At 62.8% G+C, this 17030-nt stretch carries 17 protein-coding genes; 11 read left to right on the forward strand and 6 right to left on the reverse strand.

The window, feature by feature from the left end:
• Positions 1 to 17: 17 nt before the first annotated feature.
• From B208_RS0119995 to B208_RS0120020, 6 genes are read left to right on the forward strand one after another with little or no spacing between them, the layout of a single operon-like run.
• The gene (locus B208_RS0119995) at positions 18 to 1076 is read left to right on the forward strand and encodes a DUF4129 domain-containing protein (RefSeq protein ID WP_007978161.1); all 1059 of its coding nucleotides are present in this window, start codon (positions 18 to 20) and stop codon (positions 1074 to 1076) included.
• Positions 1073 to 1747 carry a DUF7269 family protein gene (locus B208_RS0120000; protein WP_018129087.1) on the forward strand — a complete coding sequence of 225 codons (675 nt, stop codon included), beginning with the start codon at positions 1073 to 1075 and terminating at the stop codon, positions 1745 to 1747. The genes B208_RS0119995 and B208_RS0120000 overlap by 4 nt, the downstream gene beginning before the upstream one ends.
• Positions 1744 to 3018 carry a DUF58 domain-containing protein gene (locus B208_RS0120005; protein WP_007978159.1) on the forward strand — a complete coding sequence of 425 codons (1275 nt, stop codon included), beginning with the start codon at positions 1744 to 1746 and terminating at the stop codon, positions 3016 to 3018. Before B208_RS0120000 ends, B208_RS0120005 begins: the two co-directional genes overlap by 4 nt.
• Complete coding sequence (locus tag B208_RS0120010) at positions 3015 to 4499, forward strand: DUF7519 family protein (RefSeq protein ID WP_232423889.1); 1485 nt, start codon at positions 3015 to 3017, stop codon at positions 4497 to 4499. Before B208_RS0120005 ends, B208_RS0120010 begins: the two co-directional genes overlap by 4 nt.
• 40 nt (positions 4500 to 4539) lie before the next feature.
• Positions 4540 to 5193: a DUF7504 family protein gene (locus tag B208_RS0120015; protein WP_018129088.1), complete on the forward strand. Its 654-nt coding sequence runs from the start codon at positions 4540 to 4542 to the stop codon at positions 5191 to 5193.
• A gap of 15 nt (positions 5194 to 5208) precedes the next feature.
• Positions 5209 to 7248, forward strand: a complete 2040-nt coding sequence (locus B208_RS0120020; protein ID WP_007978155.1) for a hypothetical protein — start codon at positions 5209 to 5211, stop codon at positions 7246 to 7248.
• 10 nt (positions 7249 to 7258) lie between these two features.
• Here B208_RS0120020 and B208_RS24985 read toward each other — a convergent pair whose 3' ends face one another.
• Positions 7259 to 7393 carry a DUF7503 family protein gene (locus B208_RS24985; protein WP_007978153.1) on the reverse strand — a complete coding sequence of 45 codons (135 nt, stop codon included), beginning with the start codon at positions 7391 to 7393 and terminating at the stop codon, positions 7259 to 7261.
• Positions 7394 to 7545: 152 nt separating this feature from the next.
• Between B208_RS24985 and B208_RS0120030 the strand changes: the two genes are divergently transcribed.
• Entirely contained in the window at positions 7546 to 8280 is a 735-nt protein-coding gene (locus B208_RS0120030; protein WP_007978151.1) for an HFX_2341 family transcriptional regulator domain-containing protein, read from the forward strand.
• Positions 8281 to 8758: 478 nt separating this feature from the next.
• Here the strand turns inward: B208_RS0120030 and B208_RS0120035 are convergent, their stop codons facing one another.
• Together B208_RS0120035 and B208_RS0120040 are read right to left on the reverse strand one after the other, a co-directional pair.
• Positions 8759 to 9139: a response regulator gene (locus B208_RS0120035; protein ID WP_007978150.1), complete on the reverse strand. Its 381-nt coding sequence runs from the start codon at positions 9137 to 9139 to the stop codon at positions 8759 to 8761.
• On the reverse strand, positions 9132 to 10607 hold the full coding sequence (locus B208_RS0120040; RefSeq protein WP_007978149.1) for an ATPase domain-containing protein: 1476 nt from the start codon (positions 10605 to 10607) through the stop codon (positions 9132 to 9134). The genes B208_RS0120035 and B208_RS0120040 overlap by 8 nt, the downstream gene beginning before the upstream one ends.
• A 150-nt stretch (positions 10608 to 10757) precedes the next feature.
• On the opposite strand from B208_RS0120040, the gene B208_RS0120045 reads away from it, so the two are divergent.
• Entirely contained in the window at positions 10758 to 11441 is a 684-nt protein-coding gene (locus B208_RS0120045) for a cyclase family protein (RefSeq protein ID WP_007978148.1), read from the forward strand.
• Between the two features lie 25 nt (positions 11442 to 11466).
• Positions 11467 to 11706, forward strand: a complete 240-nt coding sequence (locus B208_RS0120050; RefSeq protein WP_007978147.1) for a hypothetical protein — start codon at positions 11467 to 11469, stop codon at positions 11704 to 11706.
• A gap of 59 nt (positions 11707 to 11765) precedes the next feature.
• Here B208_RS0120050 and B208_RS0120055 read toward each other — a convergent pair whose 3' ends face one another.
• From B208_RS0120055 to B208_RS0120065, 3 genes are read right to left on the reverse strand one after another with little or no spacing between them, the layout of a single operon-like run.
• Complete coding sequence (locus B208_RS0120055) at positions 11766 to 12833, reverse strand: sugar ABC transporter permease (protein ID WP_007978146.1); 1068 nt, start codon at positions 12831 to 12833, stop codon at positions 11766 to 11768.
• Positions 12830 to 13822, reverse strand: coding sequence for a carbohydrate ABC transporter permease (locus B208_RS0120060; protein ID WP_007978145.1), 993 nt, complete (start codon positions 13820 to 13822; stop codon positions 12830 to 12832). The genes B208_RS0120055 and B208_RS0120060 overlap by 4 nt, the downstream gene beginning before the upstream one ends.
• Positions 13823 to 13831: 9 nt before the next feature.
• Positions 13832 to 15115 (reverse strand): extracellular solute-binding protein, encoded by a 1284-nt coding sequence (locus tag B208_RS0120065; RefSeq protein WP_007978143.1) that lies wholly within the window; start codon positions 15113 to 15115, stop codon positions 13832 to 13834.
• Positions 15116 to 15305: 190 nt separating this feature from the next.
• Here B208_RS0120065 and B208_RS0120070 point away from each other — a divergent pair, with 190 nt between their 5' ends.
• On the forward strand, positions 15306 to 16433 hold the full coding sequence (locus tag B208_RS0120070; protein WP_007978141.1) for an ABC transporter ATP-binding protein: 1128 nt from the start codon (positions 15306 to 15308) through the stop codon (positions 16431 to 16433).
• A gap of 157 nt (positions 16434 to 16590) precedes the next feature.
• The gene (locus B208_RS0120075) at positions 16591 to 16911 is read left to right on the forward strand and encodes a hypothetical protein (RefSeq protein ID WP_007978140.1); all 321 of its coding nucleotides are present in this window, start codon (positions 16591 to 16593) and stop codon (positions 16909 to 16911) included.
• The last annotated feature ends 119 nt before the right edge of the window (positions 16912 to 17030 follow it).

Below are 17030 nucleotides of genomic sequence, written 5' to 3' on the forward strand. Positions count from 1 at the left end.
AAAGAAACCCAACACCTGTGGAACGCAATCGCCTCCGCGCCGCCCTCATCGCCCTCTGTGTCCTCGCGGTCATCTTCGGTGCGTCGCTGTTCCCCGCTACCGGATTCGGGTCGTATCCCGCCGGTCCGGGAGGCGGCAACCGCGCCGATACACCGGGTGCGCCGAGCGCTGGCAGTCGCTCGACCGTCAGCGCCGGAAACCCGTCCGACCCGGGAACGGTCGCAACGACGACGGCGCAAACGACGACGAACAGCGAATCGAGCGGCGGGTCGGCCGACTCGGAAACAGCCACGACAACGACGACGGCGGCGAGTGCGTCGCAATCGACGAGTAACGGGACCCCGCTCCTACAGATACTCGGGAAGGCGGTCGGAATCCTCGTCCTCGTCGGGGGCGCATTCCTCGCCGTCGGGTTCCGGAGAGGAACCCTCGCGCTGGACGGCGACGGCGCGATACCGCTCACGGTTCGCGGGATTCCCGTCGGCGAACTCGTCGGGAAGATACCCGCCAGAACGATGGGCCTTGTCGTCGGGTTCTCGGCGTCGATTCCGCGACTCGCGGACGACGCCATCGGCCTGCTGGGCGAAGTTGGACGCGGCCTCGCCGCGAGCACCGTTGGACTCGGTTCGGCGCTCGGGAGGACGATAGCCGTCATGGGACGCGGCTTCAGCGGGACGCTCCTCGCCATCGGCAGCGTCGGAAGCGGCCTGTTCTCGATTCCCAAGACGCTCTCCCGACCCACCCTGTCCGGCCGTTCCGGCGGGAAATCGGAGAGTCGAACCGCGACGAACGAGGGGACCGCACCGGCGGAACCCGAAGAACGCGGCCCGCCGAGCATCGAAGAGGCGTGGGAATCCATGACCGAGCACCTCCCGGTCAGGCGTCGGCGAACGACGACGCCGGGAGAGTACGCACGCGAAGCGATTCAGCGGGGCTACCCCGCCGACGCGGTGCGTCAGTTGACCGCCGCCTTCCGCGAGGTTCGGTACGGGAGCTTGCCGCCGACGGCGAACCGCACGAAACTCGCCCGCGCGGCGCTCGACAAAATCGACCGCTTCAGGGAGGGTGACGAATGATGCGTCTCGTCGGGCGCGCCGTCGGACGCGTCGCCGGGTACGTCGGCGGGACGTTCAGGAACCGCCGGAGCCGCGAACGCCTCCTGCTGACGGTCGGCGTCACCTCGCTGCTGCTCGCTTTCGTCGTCGTCTTCGCGCCGTGGGCCGTGCCGGAAGCGACCGTCAAACCGTTGGTCGGGTGGCTCGCGGACCCGACGACGGTGCTCCTCCTCGCGGGTGCGGGCGGACTGCTCGCCATCTGGTCGCTCGGCGACGGCGTGACGGACGAACGGGACGAAATCTGGCAGCCGCGAACCGACCCCGAGCGGGCGCACTACGACGAACACCGGACGAGCGGGTCGGACGTGGACGACGGCCTCGGCCTGTCCGGCAACCTCGGTCTGGAGTCCAGAGAGCGGCGCAGTCGGCGGGCGACGACGCGGCGACACGTCAGACGCGCCGCGGTCGAGACGCTCGCTGGCGACGGATACACGAAAACCGAAGCCAGGGAGCGACTCGAAGACGGGTCGTGGACCGACGACCCGCGGGCGGCGGCCTTCTTCGGCGCATCGAGCGCCGACATCCCGCTTCGAACGCGCATCACCGACCGGGCGCGCGGCCAGACGTTCGACCGCCGCACGGAACGGGCAGTTTCCGAACTGCGAGAACGGAACGGCGGTGAATCGAAATGAGCGGCGGTCCCGAACTGAACGCCGGGATGACGGTGGCCCTGCTCGCCGGTGCGGCGGGCGTCGTCACCGGGAACACCGTGATGTTTCTCTCGTCCGTCGTCGGGTTCGTCTACGCGGCCTATCAGTTCACGTCGGGGACGCCGGCGCTGTCGGTCGAACTCGACCGCGAGATAGAAGAGCGGTCGCCGCGGCCGAGCGAGGACGTGACGGTCACGCTCACGGTGGAAAACGAGGGCGACGACGCGATTGCGGACCTTCGTATCGTGGACGGCGTGCCGGAACGGCTCGCAGTGGTTGACGGGTCGCCGCGCCACGGGACGAGTTTGGGACCGGGCGAAACCGTGTCGTTTTCCTACGCGGTTCGAAGCCAGCGCGGGACCCACGAGTTCGGCCCGACGACGCTCGTCGCGAAATCCATGAGCGGGACGCGGGGAGTCCGCGAGGAGCGGACCCTTCCGGCCACCATAACCTGTGATACGTTCGTCGAGGACGTGCCGCTATCGCAGTTGACCACCCCGACGCCGGGGCACATCGAGACGGACGCGAGCGGCGAAGGCATCGAGTTCCACTCGACGCGGGAGTACCGGCCGTCGGACCCGATGAGCCGAATCGACTGGAAGCGGTTCGCCCGGACGAAGGAACTGACGACGGTGAACTTCCGCGAGAGTCGAGCGGCGGCGGTGTTACTCCTCGTGGACGCCCGCTCGGCCGCCAGCATCGCTCGGCGGTCCGGCGAACCCGACGCCATCGACCTCTCGGTGTACGCCGCGGAGCGAATCGCGAACGCGCTCGTCCGGCAGAACGACCGCGTCGGCGTCGCGCTGTACGGGTCACAGCAACTGTTCCTCCCGCCGGGCGGCGGGCGGGAACAGGTCGTCCGCGTCCGTGCGACGCTGGAAGAGGTGGAGACGCCGAAAGAGCTGTCGAGTAGCAGCGGGCTATTCGGGTCGTCGCGCAACGAGCGAACGATGGAGCGGCGGTTCAAACGGCTTCGAAAACGGCTGTCCTCGGAGACGCAGGTGATATTCCTCTCGCCGCTGGCCGACGATACCGCCGTGGACGTGGCGAAGCGGTTCGACGCGTACGGACACGCGGTGACGGTCGTCACCCCGGACATGACGGGAACCGAAACGCCGGGCGGTGCGGTGTCCGAAATCGCCCGGACGGAGCGACTGAACGAGATTCGACGCGGGAACATCAGGGCCATCGACTGGTCGCCGGACGAACCGCTTGCGACGGCGGTCGAAAAGAGCGCGAGGTGGTCGGCGTGAACGAGGAGGTCAACCACAGTTCGACGCGCTTCGGCGGCGCATTGGCAAGCGTCATCGCGGCCTGTACCGCGCTCCTGCTCGGGTGGGGGACCGGCAACCTCGGCAGCGTCGCGGCGGGCGTCGTCGGCGCGGTCAGCATCGCGCTCGGTGCGATGGGAATGCAGTCGGCGGCGAACGAACGGCGAGCGGCCGGAAGCCTCGGCATCGTCGGGGGGGCGATAGCGCTCACCGTGTCCCTCGGACTCGGGACGCCGCCGCTGTTCTCGCTCCTGCTCGGACTCGGCGTGACTGCCGTCGCACTCAACGCGACCGTCTCTCTCTCGTCGGGAGTCAGCTTTCCGGTGTATCTCATGCTCCGTCGGTCCCTCGCGGTGCTCGTCGTCGGAACGCTCCTCGCGGCGAGCATCCACGCAACGGTCTTCCGAACGCTCGGACGGGTCGGGAGCGCGATACTCGTCGGAAGCGCCATGTCGAGCACGCTCGCCATGCTCGTCACCCTCCAGATAGGGTGCCTGGTGGCCGTCGAGTTGCTCTACTGGGTCGTCCCGATACTGGACGACTGGCGTCCGGCGACGGCGGACCTCCGCCACCGGATTCTCGAACCGTTCGGCTTCCGACTCGAAACCGTGCCGACGCCGTACTGGATGTTCCTCGCGCTGCAGGTCGTCGTCGTGTTCTCCGGTTGGGGACCGCGGTGGTTCGAGAGCCTGCTCACGGCACTGTCGGTGTTAGGCGATGTCGTCCGGTTCACCATCGGTTCGGGAATCCTTCAGAGCGTCGTGGGCGTCGTCATCCTGTTCGAACTGGTGGTCCTCGCCGCGAGAGGAGCACAACACGTCATCATCGCGTGGATGGGTGACGAACCGCCGCAAACGCTCGCGTTCGCAACGGGCGGAATCGCCGCGGTCGCGTTGGCTGGCGTCGTCGCCGTGGTGTCGATGCTGGTCCCCGCGGTCGGGTCGCGGTTCGCGGCCGCTGAGCCGTGGCAGTTGGTCGAGCAACTCGGCCCGGCGACGGTCATCACGGGCAGCGTCACCGGCGTGCTGTTGTCGCTCGTGATGGTGCAGGTGATGGCGGTCCTGACCGTCCGCCCGTGGGTCGCGCTCGATTCGGCGAGCGGGTTCGCGTTCGGCGGCGCGACACTCTTCCTCGGGGCGCTCGTCGCCGCGGGATTGGGCGCGTCGCCGGTCGTGGTCTTCTGTGCGGTCGGTGCCGCCCTCGTCGTCCGGGACGTCGGCGACCACGCGGCGGAAGTCGGCTTGCAAATCGGCCGGACCGCGGAAACAAGGCGCGGCGAAATCGCCCACGCGACCGGCGGGCTGCTCGTCGCGGGTCTGGGCGTCGGTCTCGCGGTCGGAACCCTTTCGTTCGTCGGGCCGGTGTCGCTCCCGACGAGTTCGTGGCGAGGGTACCTCGCGCTCGCGCTGCTGTTGGTCGCGGTCGTTTCGTTCACCCTGCTGCTTGCGACCGACACGGAGTGACGAAACATTTATTTCGTTGGTTGTGTGAGTTTGATATAACATGAGTTCCGGCTGGCCACGATTTGCCGACTCCCCGCGCCAGTTCGTGCGCTATCTCCGCGAGCTAAAGAAACGGGGAAGCAACCTGCTTATCACCGGGGACGTGCCCGATACCGTCACCGCACGGGCGACCCAAACCCTGTTCGGGGAGGGCGACCGGCGTTACCGCGTTCTCGCACTCCTCGATACGACCAGCCGGATTCCCGACTCGCTCTCGGTGGCCGACGACCGTCTCTGGGTCGTCGAGCGAGCGGGGGAAAAGCGCTCGGCCAGGCCGAGCGCGTCGAGCGACGTGTCGGTGAGGGAAACCGACGATATGGACGGGATTCGACGGGAAATCGGTGCCGCGGCCGATTTCTACGACGACGAGTTCGACGGACTCGACCCGGCCGAACTCCGCATCGGCGTCGATTTGGGCGTTCGAGACGACCGGGATTCGATACGGGAGTTCGTCGAAGGGACGGCCGAAATCGTCGCCGACCATCGCGGGATGGCCCATTACCACTTACCCAAGCCGGACGATGACCCGCTCGTCGACGAGCTTTCGCCGCTGTTCGACGCCCGTATCGAACTCAGGCAGGTACCCGGACAGCCGCCCGAGCAGCGGTGGCACGTCCCGGCGTTCGATAAAACGACTATATGGGTGCGCTTGTAACCCGTCACCGTTTGAATGGAGTTCGAAACGCTCACCCGACGGACCGGGCTCGAAATCAGCGACCCAATTGAGAACACCCGGTTCGAACTGTACGTTCCCGCGCCGATAACCCCGGTACAGACGAGGACGGGCAGATTTTATTTTCCCGTCGACGCCGCCGTCGGATTCGAAACCGCGAGCGTCGAGATTCCGAAACTCGTCTCGCCGCTCGTCTGGACGCAATCCGGCGAGCTCGTCGCCGATAGCACGAGGATAGACGGCAACGAGTTTCCGGCGGGCGACTACCTCCTCGAACTCAACAGCACGTCGATGAAGCTCTACCTCGCGTTCGAGAGTGGATTTCGACTCGAACGGGGGGAAACCGCGGTAACGGTTCGCTGTGAGGGAACGACGCGCATTCGCGTCGGCGCGCGCTCGCTTCACGAGCACCCGGCGGGGACGATAACCGTCACGGACGAGGTACGCGATGTGATGCGCGCCGTCTCCCTGTTCGGGTCCGCGCTGAAGACGCTCTCGCCGGAGCGGTCGTTCCCCACCTTGCGCGGACATCCGCCGCTCATCGAACGCGGGGAGACGTTCTCGGTTCCGGGCGAAATCGAGCCGCCGGAAACGGACGTGACGCTCGTCCTGCCGCCGGAGCGAACGCGGGTGTACACCGCGTCGTCGCTGGCCTACTATCTCGGTGCGGAAATCATCGCGGGGGACGAACCACGGCTCATCGCTGGGAATTTCGAGCAGTCGCTCGACGGACCGGACGGCTACGAGGCGACGGTCAATTCGATACTCCGACGAACGTTTTTCTTCGACTGTCTCGCCCGGACGGAGGGCTTCTACGATGTCGAGCTGTACGAGCGAAAACGGGTTGAGTCGAGGATGGACGTCGATCTCGAGTCGTTGTACGACGCGCCGCTCGCCGACCGGGTGGAGAGGGCGCTTTCGCTGCCGTTCGAACGGGTCGAATCGGTAGCGATGGACTGGAATCTGACGACGGATATCGTGCCGACGAAGGCGAACGTCGAAGCGCTTCCGTTCGTCGCGTACGACCTTTCGTTCTGTCGAACACCGTCGAATCCGACGGAAAGGAACGTCACCGAACCTCCCAAAGCGTTCGACGACTTTGCCAGGAATGCGAGCGACTGGCGGTGGGACGACGACGACTTCTTTCAGGTGGCGTCCGCACCGACTGCGGAACACGCGTGGATAGGGAACGGCTATCCCCTGGGGGTGAACAAACTCACGCTCGAATCGCTGTACCGACGTCTCGACAGACCCGACCCCGACGACTCGACGCTAACCGTTCACGTCGTCTGCAACGACGAGACGATGGAGGACGAAAAGGACGTAGCGGAACAATACGGCGTCCGGGATTTCGTCGAATCGAACGTATCAGTACACCATCAATTGGCTGGCGACGAGTTGTCCGAACTGCTCTCCCTGCCGTCGGATTTCGTCCACTTCATCGGCCACGTGGATTCGGACGGCTTTCGGTGCCCGGACGGGCATCTCGATGCCGAATCGCTGTCGAGCGTCGAGACGAACGCGTTCCTGCTCAACGCCTGTCGCTCGTACGAACAGGGTACCGCGCTGATAGAAAAGGGAAGTCAGGGCGGCGTCGTCACGATGTCGCCCGTGCTCAACTCCGCCGCGACGCGGGTCGGGAAGGCGCTCGCCCGGTTGCTCAACGCGGGATTCCCGCTTCGGGTGGCGCTCGAAATCGCACGAACGCAACTGGTAGATAGGCATCGCTACCTCGTCGTCGGCGACGGGGCGTTGACCCTGTGTCAGAGCGAAAGCGGACAGCCGATTCGCTTGGACGTGGAACCGAACGGGGACGGTTACGTCGTCACTCCAGTCGCGTATCCGACGCAAACCTACGGTCTCGGAACGGTTCTCTCGCCGATGTTCGACGAACAGAGATACATCGGGTCGGGAACGGTTCGGGCGTTCGAGTTATCGGCTGACGAACTCGATGCCGCGCTCGGCGCGGAGGTGATGCCGGTCGAAGCGAACGGTACGCTCCACTGGAGCGACGAGCTATCGACGTCGGACCTGTAAGCGACGTCGCTCAGGGACCGGGACTGATGTCCGCGAAGTTCGCGGCGACACACTGTACTTGGAGCAAAATGAGGGTCGCAGCGAACAGGACACCGAGCAATCGGGGGTTCGATTTGACGCGCTCCGATAGCGAATTTATTTTCATGCAATATTATATCCGAGAATAAAGCACTTAATAGTTACTGAAGCTAACAGACAGAAGAGGGAGCGAGTCCGGGGAACCATCACCGACCGTGGACCCGTACGACAGCGGGAAAATCTAGCGGTTTTAACGGGTAACGCGCGAACGAATCCGCTATGCAGTCCATCGACGAGGTACATATCGCTCCGCTCGGATTCGAGTACGACCGAATCTTGGGTCCCGTGAAGCAACACGGGGTAGACATCCTCTATCTCCTCGAACACGATAGTCCGGGAAGTCCCGACTATCACGACGCGTTGAAGGAGGAACTCGACGCGGAAGGTATCGAGGTTCGGTCGCGGACGGTCGATCTGATGGACATCTACGACGTTCTGGGAATCGTCACGACGCTCGTCTCCGAACACGAGGACGACATCGTTCGGGTGAACGTCGCGAGCGGGTCGAAGCTCTCGGCGGTCGGCGCGGCCATCGCCTGCATGGCGACCGATGCGACGGCGTACTACGTCCACCCCGAAGGCTACGCGTACGCGGACCGAAACGAACGCCAGAGTTACGGATACGTCGGCGAGGAGGTGCTACCGACCTACCCCATCGAATCGCCGACGCACGACCAAGTGTCCGTCATGCACTACCTCGAAGAGGCGAACACGGACGTGTACACCCCGAAGAAAAAGGACCTCATCAGCTACGCCGAGGACGAAGAGTTGTCGTTCATCGCCGACAGTAACCCGGCGAACGACAAGGCGAAGTTCGCCCTGCTGAACGCGAACATCGTCGACCCGCTGGAACGCGACGGCTACATCGAAGTTAGAAAGGTCGGACGGCAAAAGCAGGTGACGCTGACCGAAACCGGCCACGACGTGCTGCGTGCGTTCCGACACAAACTGTAACGACGGAAATCGAACGACGGCGAGGTAGTGTTACGAGTTAGAATCGAATAGTGAGTTGAAACAGGGTCGTGAGTATCGATAGTATGGTGAGTTGCAATACTATCGACAGTCACATGGTAGAACTGAATTATCTATCCCCAGAAGAACTAATCGATGACGACGTAGCGCCCCATCACACCCACCCTCCACGGTCGTCTCTCCTGATGACCCGCTTCGGCCCTCGCCGCCTCGGCTGTTCGGTTCTACCGACAGCCATCCCCGCGGTCGTCTCCCCCGACGACCCGCTTCGGCCCTCGCCGCCCAGTGGTCCCATGCTGCCCCATGGTTCCCGGTGGGGCGCGTACGCATCGTCATCTACTCTCCTTCGACGGCCGCCGAACCCACAGCTCCGAGCGACGGGAGCAAAATAGGCTCGACGCAAGAGAAGGCAAAACAGAAATCTTCGAAACTCGGCGGTATCTCGGAAGTCCCGTTCAGGTTAGCGGTTCATGCGGATGTATTCCATCAGACCGCGTATCGTCGCCTGCAAGTCCGCCTTATCGACCGGCTTTTCGAGGATGGTCTGTGCACCTCGGCTGACCGCCTTTTGGCGCATCGCGGGCGGAATCTGTGCCGCGAGGACGAGCATGGGAATGTCGCGGTCGTTGAGTTGTTCACAGCGCTTCCAGATGTCCTCGGTGAAGCCGTCCACGTCCAAAACGGCGAGGGCAACGTCGTCACGCTGTTCGAGCAGGGCGTCGAACTCGTCCATGCTGGTCGCGATTTCGACGTCGTAGCCGCCGTTTTTGAGGAGGTCGGCGAGGAGTTCGAGGTTTCGCTCCCGTTTTCCCAGCGCGAGGATGAGGGCCGCCTCACTCATTGGCCGACTCCGAACGTTCCCGTGCCAACTCAGGAGAGCCGGAGAGAACGCCGCTGAGTTCGGTCAGCGGTTCGCCGACTTTGAGACCGTGTTCCGTGATCTGGAACTCGCGGAGCATCCGTTCGAAGTCGCTGGTTCGTTTTTTCAGCACGCCGATGGCCTTGCGCATCTCGCCGGAAACTTCGAGATGCCGGAGGAAAACGATATTGTCGGCGAGATAGCTGATTCCCGCCTCCGTCGCCTGAAACTCGCCGGTTACGGTGTCGATTTCGTCCACCAGAATGACGGTGATACCCATGTTCTTCAGATAGCGACAGAGGGTGTGGAGTTTGCGGACCAGTACGCGGTCGTCGTCGTCACGGAGCGACAGTTTGTAGCCGTCGATACCGTCTATCATGACGATACTGGTGTCGTTCTCCTCGACGTCCGTTCGAACACGGTGGGCGAACTCGGTCGCCGAGCAGTCGAGGGGTTTCATCTCCTCGACGGAGAGCGACCCCTGTTCTTCCATCCGCCGAACCGGGATGTTGATGTTCTCGCTCCGTTCGCGGAACGTCTCCAGCGTCTCCTCGAACATGTACATGACGGAGCGTTCTCCCCGCCCGGCGGCCTCCTTCATGAACTGCGTTCCGACGGTCGTCTTCCCGACGCCGGTCGGACCGCTGAGGATGGTGATGGTGCCGCGCTCGAAGCCGCCGTGGAGGAGTTGGTTAACCTCTGGGACGCCGGAGGAGATGGATTCCAACTCGAACTCCCCGGAGTGATTTGCGGGGTTCAGTTCGGGAAACACCGCGATACCCCCGTCCGTAATGCGCATCGCGTGGTTGCCCTCGTTGACCGACGACCCGCGGAACTTCGGCACGCTGATGGTGCGACCGTACGCGGAGTGTTCGAGTTCGATAGTGCCGTCTGTCATGTACTGCAGGTCGTCGTCGGACGACTCGTCGCTGTGTTGGGACGTGAACAGGACCGTCGCACCCTGCTCTTTCAGGTAGTGCATGAACGCGATGACCTGCTTTCGGAACTGGTACTCGTCGGACGTGAGATGGCGAAGACGAGTGAGCGGGTCGATGAACACCCGGTCCGGGTCGATGGATTCGACACGCTCGGTTATCGCCTGCGTGAGCGGTTCCTGTTCGACCTCGCTCGGCGTGAAGATGTCGTAGGATTGCTCGTCCACGAACACGTCCGAATCCGGGCTCAAATCGAGAAAGTGAACGTTCGAAAGGTCGATATCAAGCGTCGAAGCGTTGTCGCGGATGTCGTCTTCTGACTCCTCGAGATTGACGAACAACACCGTCTCGTCCGACTCGACACCGGCGGTGAGATACTTCATCCCGAGAATCGTCTTCCCCGTCCCCGGGTCGCCACGAAGGAGATAGCTTCGTTCCGCGATAAACCCCCCGCGTAGAATCTCGTCGAGACCCGGTGTTCCGGTCGATATTTTTGTCAGATTTGAATCACTCATGCGCGCGTTGCTATAAATATCTATCCTCGCGATATATTTCTATCGAAACACAGAATCCGTAATCGAAGGGGCGAGTGGTAGTTATACAGGGATTTAAGTGAAAACGCGAGCGGCGGGACTTTACCGCGACGACGCGAAAACCGGGCGAGGATGTTCCGCGATTGTACCCATCCCTTGACCCCCGCGACAACGGTGTACCCCGGCGACCCGACGTTCGAACGCACCCCGCACGCGACGCACGACGAGGACGGCTACTGCGTCACCCGACTCGAACTCGGAACCCACAGCGGGACGCACGTCGATGCGCCGAGTCACACCGAACCCGACGGTCGAACCCTCGATTCGTTTCCCGTCGAGACGTTCGCCTTCGACGCCCTCCGCATCGACGTCCGCGATAAGGCGCCGCGCGAACCCATCGAACGGGCCGATCTGCCCGACCCGACGGACGACGAGTTGCTCGTCTTCCACACCGGATGGGACGACCACTGGGGGACGGACGCCTACTTCGACCACCCGTATCTCACGGCCGACGCGGCGGCGTGGTGCGCCGACCGCGACTACCACGTCGCCATCGACGCCCTCAACGTGGACCCCACGCCGACCGAGAACGCGAGAGACGACGAACCCGACGGCGTGCCCGCCCACCACGAGCTCCTCGGCGCGGACCACCTCATCGTGGAGAACCTGACGAACCTCGACGGCCTTCCCCGACGGTTTCGACTTTCGGCGTTTCCGCTGGCAGTGGAAGACGCGGACGGCGCGCCGATTCGAGCGGTTGCGGAGTTCTGGGGAGAGGAGAACGTAGCGAGACGAACTGACGAACCGACAGATTGAATCCCGGTCGAAAATATCGGGATTCATGGATGACGCCTTCCGAATTCGACTGAACCTCATCGTCCTCCTGTTGCTCGTCTGCGCCTCGTTCCTCGGAGCCATCGCCGTCGGCGTGACGGGTGGGGAGGCGCTCGGTACGGCGATGCTCTTTTTGGCCGTGTTCGCCGGACTCTGCCTCCTTCTCGTAGAGGAGTGGAAGTCCGGCGTCGAGGACGAGTTGAAACCTGCCGACGGTGCAAACGCCGAGGAGTCCGAAAGCGAATAGCGAGAACTGATTTCGAACCGAAGAGCGGAGAAAAACGTCGAAAACCCGCTCTCGTCCGGTCAACCTTCCATGCCGCCGAACGAGAGCCCGCTCTCGATGTAGCGCTGGGCGAACAGGTACACGAGCACGATGGGCGTGGCGAACGTCAGCGCGAAGGCCGAGAACCGCGCCCACGGCGTCGAGTACTGTCCGACGAGGCTGTACAGGCCCACGGGAAGGGTGTACTTGCTCGTGCTGAGCAGGAGTTGCGCGACGATGAACTCCGTCCAGCCGGTGAGGAAACTGAAGACGAGCACCGTCGCCAGCCCCGCCTTCGACAGCGGGATGATTATCTCCCAGACGATGCGCCACGAGGGAGCGCCGTCCATCATCGCGGCCTCCTCGTACGAGGTCGGGATGTTGTCCATGTAGGTCTTCAACAGCCACGTGTTGAACGGGACGGCCGTCGCCGCGTAGTAGGCCGCCAGCGCCAGTTTGCTGTTGTCGAGGCCGAACTGGACGAACGTGGCGTAGAGCGCGATGAGCGCCGCTACGCCGAGCCCGCCGCCGATTTGGGTGAACAGGACGTACAGGTAGAGCACCTTCGACCGGAAGAGGAACTTTCGGCGCGAGAGCGCGTAGGCCGCCGGAATAACGATGGCCATGGTCAGGATGACGGTCGGCACCGCGACGGTGAAGCTGTTCCAGAGGAACAGCGGGAACTCCGAACAGCCGTCGAAGCGCGCGCAGTTCACCGTGGTCGAGACGCCGGGCGTGTGCAACGCGATTTCCGTCCCGAACAGGTGGATAGCGACGGTGTAGCTCGGAATCTCCATCCCGCCGAGCACCCAGAGGTACGCGTCGAACGAGGGTTTCTTCGGGAGGAGATGGATGCCGCTCGAACTGTAGAGCGACCCGCCGCTTCCCGAGAGCGAGGCGAGGAAAATCCAGTAGATGGGGAACAGCAACGCGCCGACCATCAGCAGCGCGAACGCGGTGGCGAGGAGCTTCGCCGCGACGAGACGCGGCGACACCTCGCCGGTCCGAAGGCCGACGACGGTGTACCGAACCGATTCGAGGGTGCGACCCGGTGCGCCGAGGGCGTGTCGAACGTCGTCCGCGAACCCGCCGAGAATGCCGTCGCTCATTCGTCCACCCCCTCGGCGAGGCGGCCGCGTTTGACGTTCAGGAACATGAAGCCGCTGATGACGACGAGCGTCGCGGTCATGATTGCGGCCCCTTTGCCGTACTTGTCGAAGCGGAACGCCTCGCGGTAGCCGTACACGATGAGCAGTTCGTTCTGGCGGAGCGGACCGCCCTTGTTCATCACGTACGGGATGAGGAACTGCTGGAACGACGCCGCCGCCGTCAGAATCGACGCGAAGAGGACGGGGCGTTTGATGGACGGGAGCGTGACGTGCAGGAATCGGTTGAAGAAGCCCGCGCCGTCAACCATCGCCGCGTCGTGGAGTTCCTCGGGAACGTCCTGGAGCGCGCTGACGATGATGATGACCATGAACGGGTAGGCCAACCACGCCTCGGTGATGTTGTAGGCCAGAAACGCCGTCCAGCGCTGGTCGAGCCACAGTATCGGCTGGAGGTGGAGTCCATTCAACACCTGATTCGCCAACCCGTACCGGGCGTTGCTGAAGATACCGCGCCAGACGGTGATGGTGAAGATGGTGGGAAGCCCCATCGGGATGATGATGAGCGAGCGCATGTAGCGCCGACCGATGACGTAGGGGTTGGTCAGCACGAGCGCGATACCGATGCTCAGCGCGACCTTGAGCGAGACGCTGGTGGCGACGAAGAGCCACGAGATACCCATCGAGTTCCAAAAGCCCTCGTTGAGCGGGAGGGTTGTGCTGAACCCGAAGAGGACCAACTTGAAGTGCGGCGCGCCGAACAGCACGTTCGCGTAGTTCTCGAAGCCGACGAACGAGAAACTGTTCGTGAACAGCGTCAGGTTCGTCGCGTCCGTGAACGACAGGTACACCGAGTAGAGGATGGGATAGAACATGAACGCCGAGAACAGAAACAGCCCCGGCAGTACCAGTAGTAGGGGCAAATCGTCCCGGTCGAACACGGGGTTTTCCAGCGCTTGCGCGCCGCGTGTGAACGTCGAGCGAATACTCATTGCGAGGCCTTATTCCCAGTTCTGCTTGATGGTCGTTTCCGCCTCTTCGAAGGCCGGTTTGGCGTCCTGCTTGCCTTTGAGCACCTTGAGGAAGGCGTTTTTCACCGGGTCCCACACCTTGTTCATGTGCGGGGCGGTCGGCATGGGTTCACCCATAGTGACGGATTCGGAGAAGCCTTTGACCGCCGCCGGGAGGTCGTCGCTTCCCGCGAGGTCCTTGTGGACCGGGATGAAGCCGTGGTCCTCGGCGAGTCCGAGGAGGAGGTCGGTGTTCGTGGTGTGCCACTCGGCGAACTTCCGACCGGCCGTGGCGTTCTTGCCACCCTCGTTCATCTTCTTGACGAAGTACCACATCTTGACGCCGGTGTACGGTTTGGGCTCGCCACCCTTCGGTTTCGGTAACGGAGCGACGCCGACGTCCAGACCGGCGTCCCGGACGGTGCCGAGGTACCACGGGCCGTTGATGGCGAACGGGGCGTTGCCCTCGTTGAACACGGCGGCCTGCGGGTCGTACTTCTGGTCTTTCGGCGAGTATTTCGCCAGTTCGTCGCGCACGAACCGGAAGCCCTTGAGCGTCTCCGGTTTCGTGAGGCCGAGTTCGTCCTTCTCCTCGTCGTAGTAGAAGCCGCCGAACGATTGCGCGTAGCCGCTGATGAAGTAGGGGTCGATGGGGTACGAGAGGCCGTACTTTCCGTTCGCCGGGTCGTGGTGCTCGTCCATGATGGACTGCATCTCGCTCACCGTCTCGGGCGGTTCGTCCACCATGTCCTTGTTGTAGAGCAGCGCGACCGTCTCCGCGGCGTACGGCAGGCCGAGCGTCTCGCCGTTGAACTGGACCGCCCGTGCCGCCGCGCTGGTGTACGTCGATTCTGGGTCGACCGAAAGCTTGTCACTCTGGTCCGAGAGGAACCCGGCGAGTTGGTACTCGCCGACCCAATCGTGAGCCCACTGGAACATGTGCGGTCCCTTCCCGGCGGGGAGTTTGTTCTCGATGGTCTTCTGCAGGTCCGAAATTTCGGAGAGTTGTATCGAGTCGCCGGTCTTCTCGTGGAACGCCGTCACGTTCGCTTCGAGACTCTTTTTCGGTCCCTTCGGGCGCGAGTGCCAGAGCTGTGCGGTCCCGCCGTTCGTCTGGTCGTTCCCGCCGTTGCCGTCGCCACCGTCTCCGTCGCCGTTCGACGTTTCCTCGCCGCTCGCGTCCTTGTCGTCGTCGTTCACGCTGATACAACCCGCGAGGGTGATACCGGCCAGTGCACCGCCTGTCTGTAGGAATTTCCGCCGTGGGTACGACATGAGTTATCCGTTATGAAATATGACTTCACGTATTTAACCGTTAGGGATTTTCGTGTCGTTTTTGAATCGACATATTCGAGAGAAGCAGTTAGGCGGTCGATTTTGCCGCCTAAAAGTGATATGAAATATCCCATCACAGATTTGGCGCGATGGGAAAGAACTTTACCGTGGTACGACACCACACGAGGTAATGGCAAAGCTTCGACTGGAGACCCTCAGAAAGGAGTTCGACCGCGGGCAGATCGTCGCGGTGGACGACCTCAGCCTCGACATCGAGGACGGGGAGTTCGTCACGCTGGTCGGCCCGTCCGGATGCGGGAAGACGACGACGCTCCGCATGATCGCCGGATTGGAAAGCGCCACCAGCGGTCACATCTACATCGGCGACGAGGACGTGACGGACGTCCACGCGAAAAACCGCGACGTGGCGATGGTGTTCCAGAACTACGCGCTCTACCCGCACAAGACCGTCGAGGAGAACATGGGCTTCGGCCTCCGGATGAGCACCGACCTCTCGAAGGAGGAACGGCACGAGCGGGTGTACGAGGCCGCCGAGATGATGGGTATCGAGGACCTTCTCTCGGACAAACCCGACGAGTTATCCGGCGGGCAGAAACAGCGCGTGGCGCTCGGCCGCGCCATCGTCCGCGAACCCGACATCTTCCTCTTCGACGAGCCGCTCTCGAACCTCGACGCCAAACTCAGGACCACGATGCGCACCGAAATCCAGCGCATCCAGCAGGAACTCGGGATTACGTCGGTGTACGTCACGCACGACCAAGAGGAGGCGATGACGATGGGCGACCGAATCGTCATCCTCCGCGACGGCGAACTCCAGCAGATGGGCGCGCCGACGGACGTGTACGACCGGCCGACGAACCGCTTCGTCGGCGGCTTCATCGGCTCGCCGAGTATGAACTTCATCGACGTCGACGCGACGCGCGAGGGCGGGACCGTCGTCCTCACGGACCGCGACGGCTCGTTCTCCTGCCGTCTCCCGTCGTCGTTCGCCGACCGAATCCGGGACGTGGACGGGGCGTTCACCGTCGGCATCCGCCCGGAGGACATCTTCCCCGCGAGCGAGCGGGACGAAAACGTCCTCACGACCACCGTGGAGGTCGTCGAACCCATCGGAAGCGACAACTACCTCTATCTCGACGCGGCCGAGGACTTCATCGCGCGGGTCGATTCCGACGTCGAACCGGAACCCGGCGAGACGATTCGAGTCACGTTCGCGGAGGACGACGTGCACGTCTTCGACGGCGAGAGTGGTGGGGTCATCCGAAGCGAGAAAGAAACCGCAAAAGCGTCGGTCTGAGGTTCGAATCCGGGAGCATCCGCGATTTTCGGAGGCGGTGAGCTAGCCGTTCGTAGATAGTAGCGTGGTCGAGATGGGTGATTTCCATCTTGGTCTGCCACGGTAGAATCGCGTAACAGGAAGCGTATTATGCTATCAAAATAGACTGCAATTTATCATGAGTATAAACTCCCTACGCGCTGATGGATGGCAAGACGCTGCTGGGTTTCTCCTGATGGCGATAGTGGCAGTGTATTTTTGGTATATGAATGATATATACCTGAACTGGCTAGTACTTGTTGCCGGTATTGGCGCGGGTGTTCTGATATATAAATTATATAAAATTCCTGAAGATTACCCCGTGGCTGCATTTCCTATCACAATAGTGGTCATCGTTGCTATAATCACGATGATGATGATAAAATCATTGGTCATCGGTGTCGTCGCCGCATTAACGGTTGCAACGACGATCAAAGTGTACGAAGTGTACCTGTCGTAACGAGTGCGGCGCTACCGTCGGCAGCGAAAACCGTACACTGCTCTTGTGAAGGAGATGGTCAATGGAGCGAGCGGGAGTTGAAAATCGAAGCGGGCACAGTGCACCGTGCCTGCGATGCC

Origin of the sequence: Haladaptatus paucihalophilus DX253 (assembly GCF_000376445.1) — an archaeon.
GTDB lineage: Archaea > Halobacteriota > Halobacteria > Halobacteriales > Haladaptataceae > Haladaptatus > Haladaptatus paucihalophilus.

Bases quoted from the DNA above. Each gene is read 5' to 3' on its own strand.
- B208_RS0120000 (WP_018129087.1), top strand. From the start codon at position 1,073: ATGATGCGTCTCGTCGGGCGCGCCGTCGGACGCGTCGCCGGGTACGTC.
- B208_RS0120005 (WP_007978159.1), top strand. From the start codon at position 1,744: ATGAGCGGCGGTCCCGAACTGAACGCCGGGATGACGGTGGCCCTGCTC.
- B208_RS0120015 (WP_018129088.1), top strand. From the start codon at position 4,540: ATGAGTTCCGGCTGGCCACGATTTGCCGACTCCCCGCGCCAGTTCGTG.
- B208_RS0120020 (WP_007978155.1), top strand. From the start codon at position 5,209: ATGGAGTTCGAAACGCTCACCCGACGGACCGGGCTCGAAATCAGCGAC.
- B208_RS24985 (WP_007978153.1), bottom strand. From the start codon at position 7,393: ATGAAAATAAATTCGCTATCGGAGCGCGTCAAATCGAACCCCCGATTG.
- B208_RS0120030 (WP_007978151.1), top strand. From the start codon at position 7,546: ATGCAGTCCATCGACGAGGTACATATCGCTCCGCTCGGATTCGAGTAC.
- B208_RS0120035 (WP_007978150.1), bottom strand. From the start codon at position 9,139: ATGAGTGAGGCGGCCCTCATCCTCGCGCTGGGAAAACGGGAGCGAAAC.
- B208_RS0120040 (WP_007978149.1), bottom strand. From the start codon at position 10,607: ATGAGTGATTCAAATCTGACAAAAATATCGACCGGAACACCGGGTCTC.
- B208_RS0120045 (WP_007978148.1), top strand. From the start codon at position 10,758: ATGTTCCGCGATTGTACCCATCCCTTGACCCCCGCGACAACGGTGTAC.
- B208_RS0120050 (WP_007978147.1), top strand. From the start codon at position 11,467: ATGGATGACGCCTTCCGAATTCGACTGAACCTCATCGTCCTCCTGTTG.
- B208_RS0120055 (WP_007978146.1), bottom strand. From the start codon at position 12,833: ATGAGCGACGGCATTCTCGGCGGGTTCGCGGACGACGTTCGACACGCC.
- B208_RS0120060 (WP_007978145.1), bottom strand. From the start codon at position 13,822: ATGAGTATTCGCTCGACGTTCACACGCGGCGCGCAAGCGCTGGAAAAC.
- B208_RS0120065 (WP_007978143.1), bottom strand. From the start codon at position 15,115: ATGTCGTACCCACGGCGGAAATTCCTACAGACAGGCGGTGCACTGGCC.
- B208_RS0120070 (WP_007978141.1), top strand. From the start codon at position 15,306: ATGGCAAAGCTTCGACTGGAGACCCTCAGAAAGGAGTTCGACCGCGGG.
- B208_RS0120075 (WP_007978140.1), top strand. From the start codon at position 16,591: ATGAGTATAAACTCCCTACGCGCTGATGGATGGCAAGACGCTGCTGGG.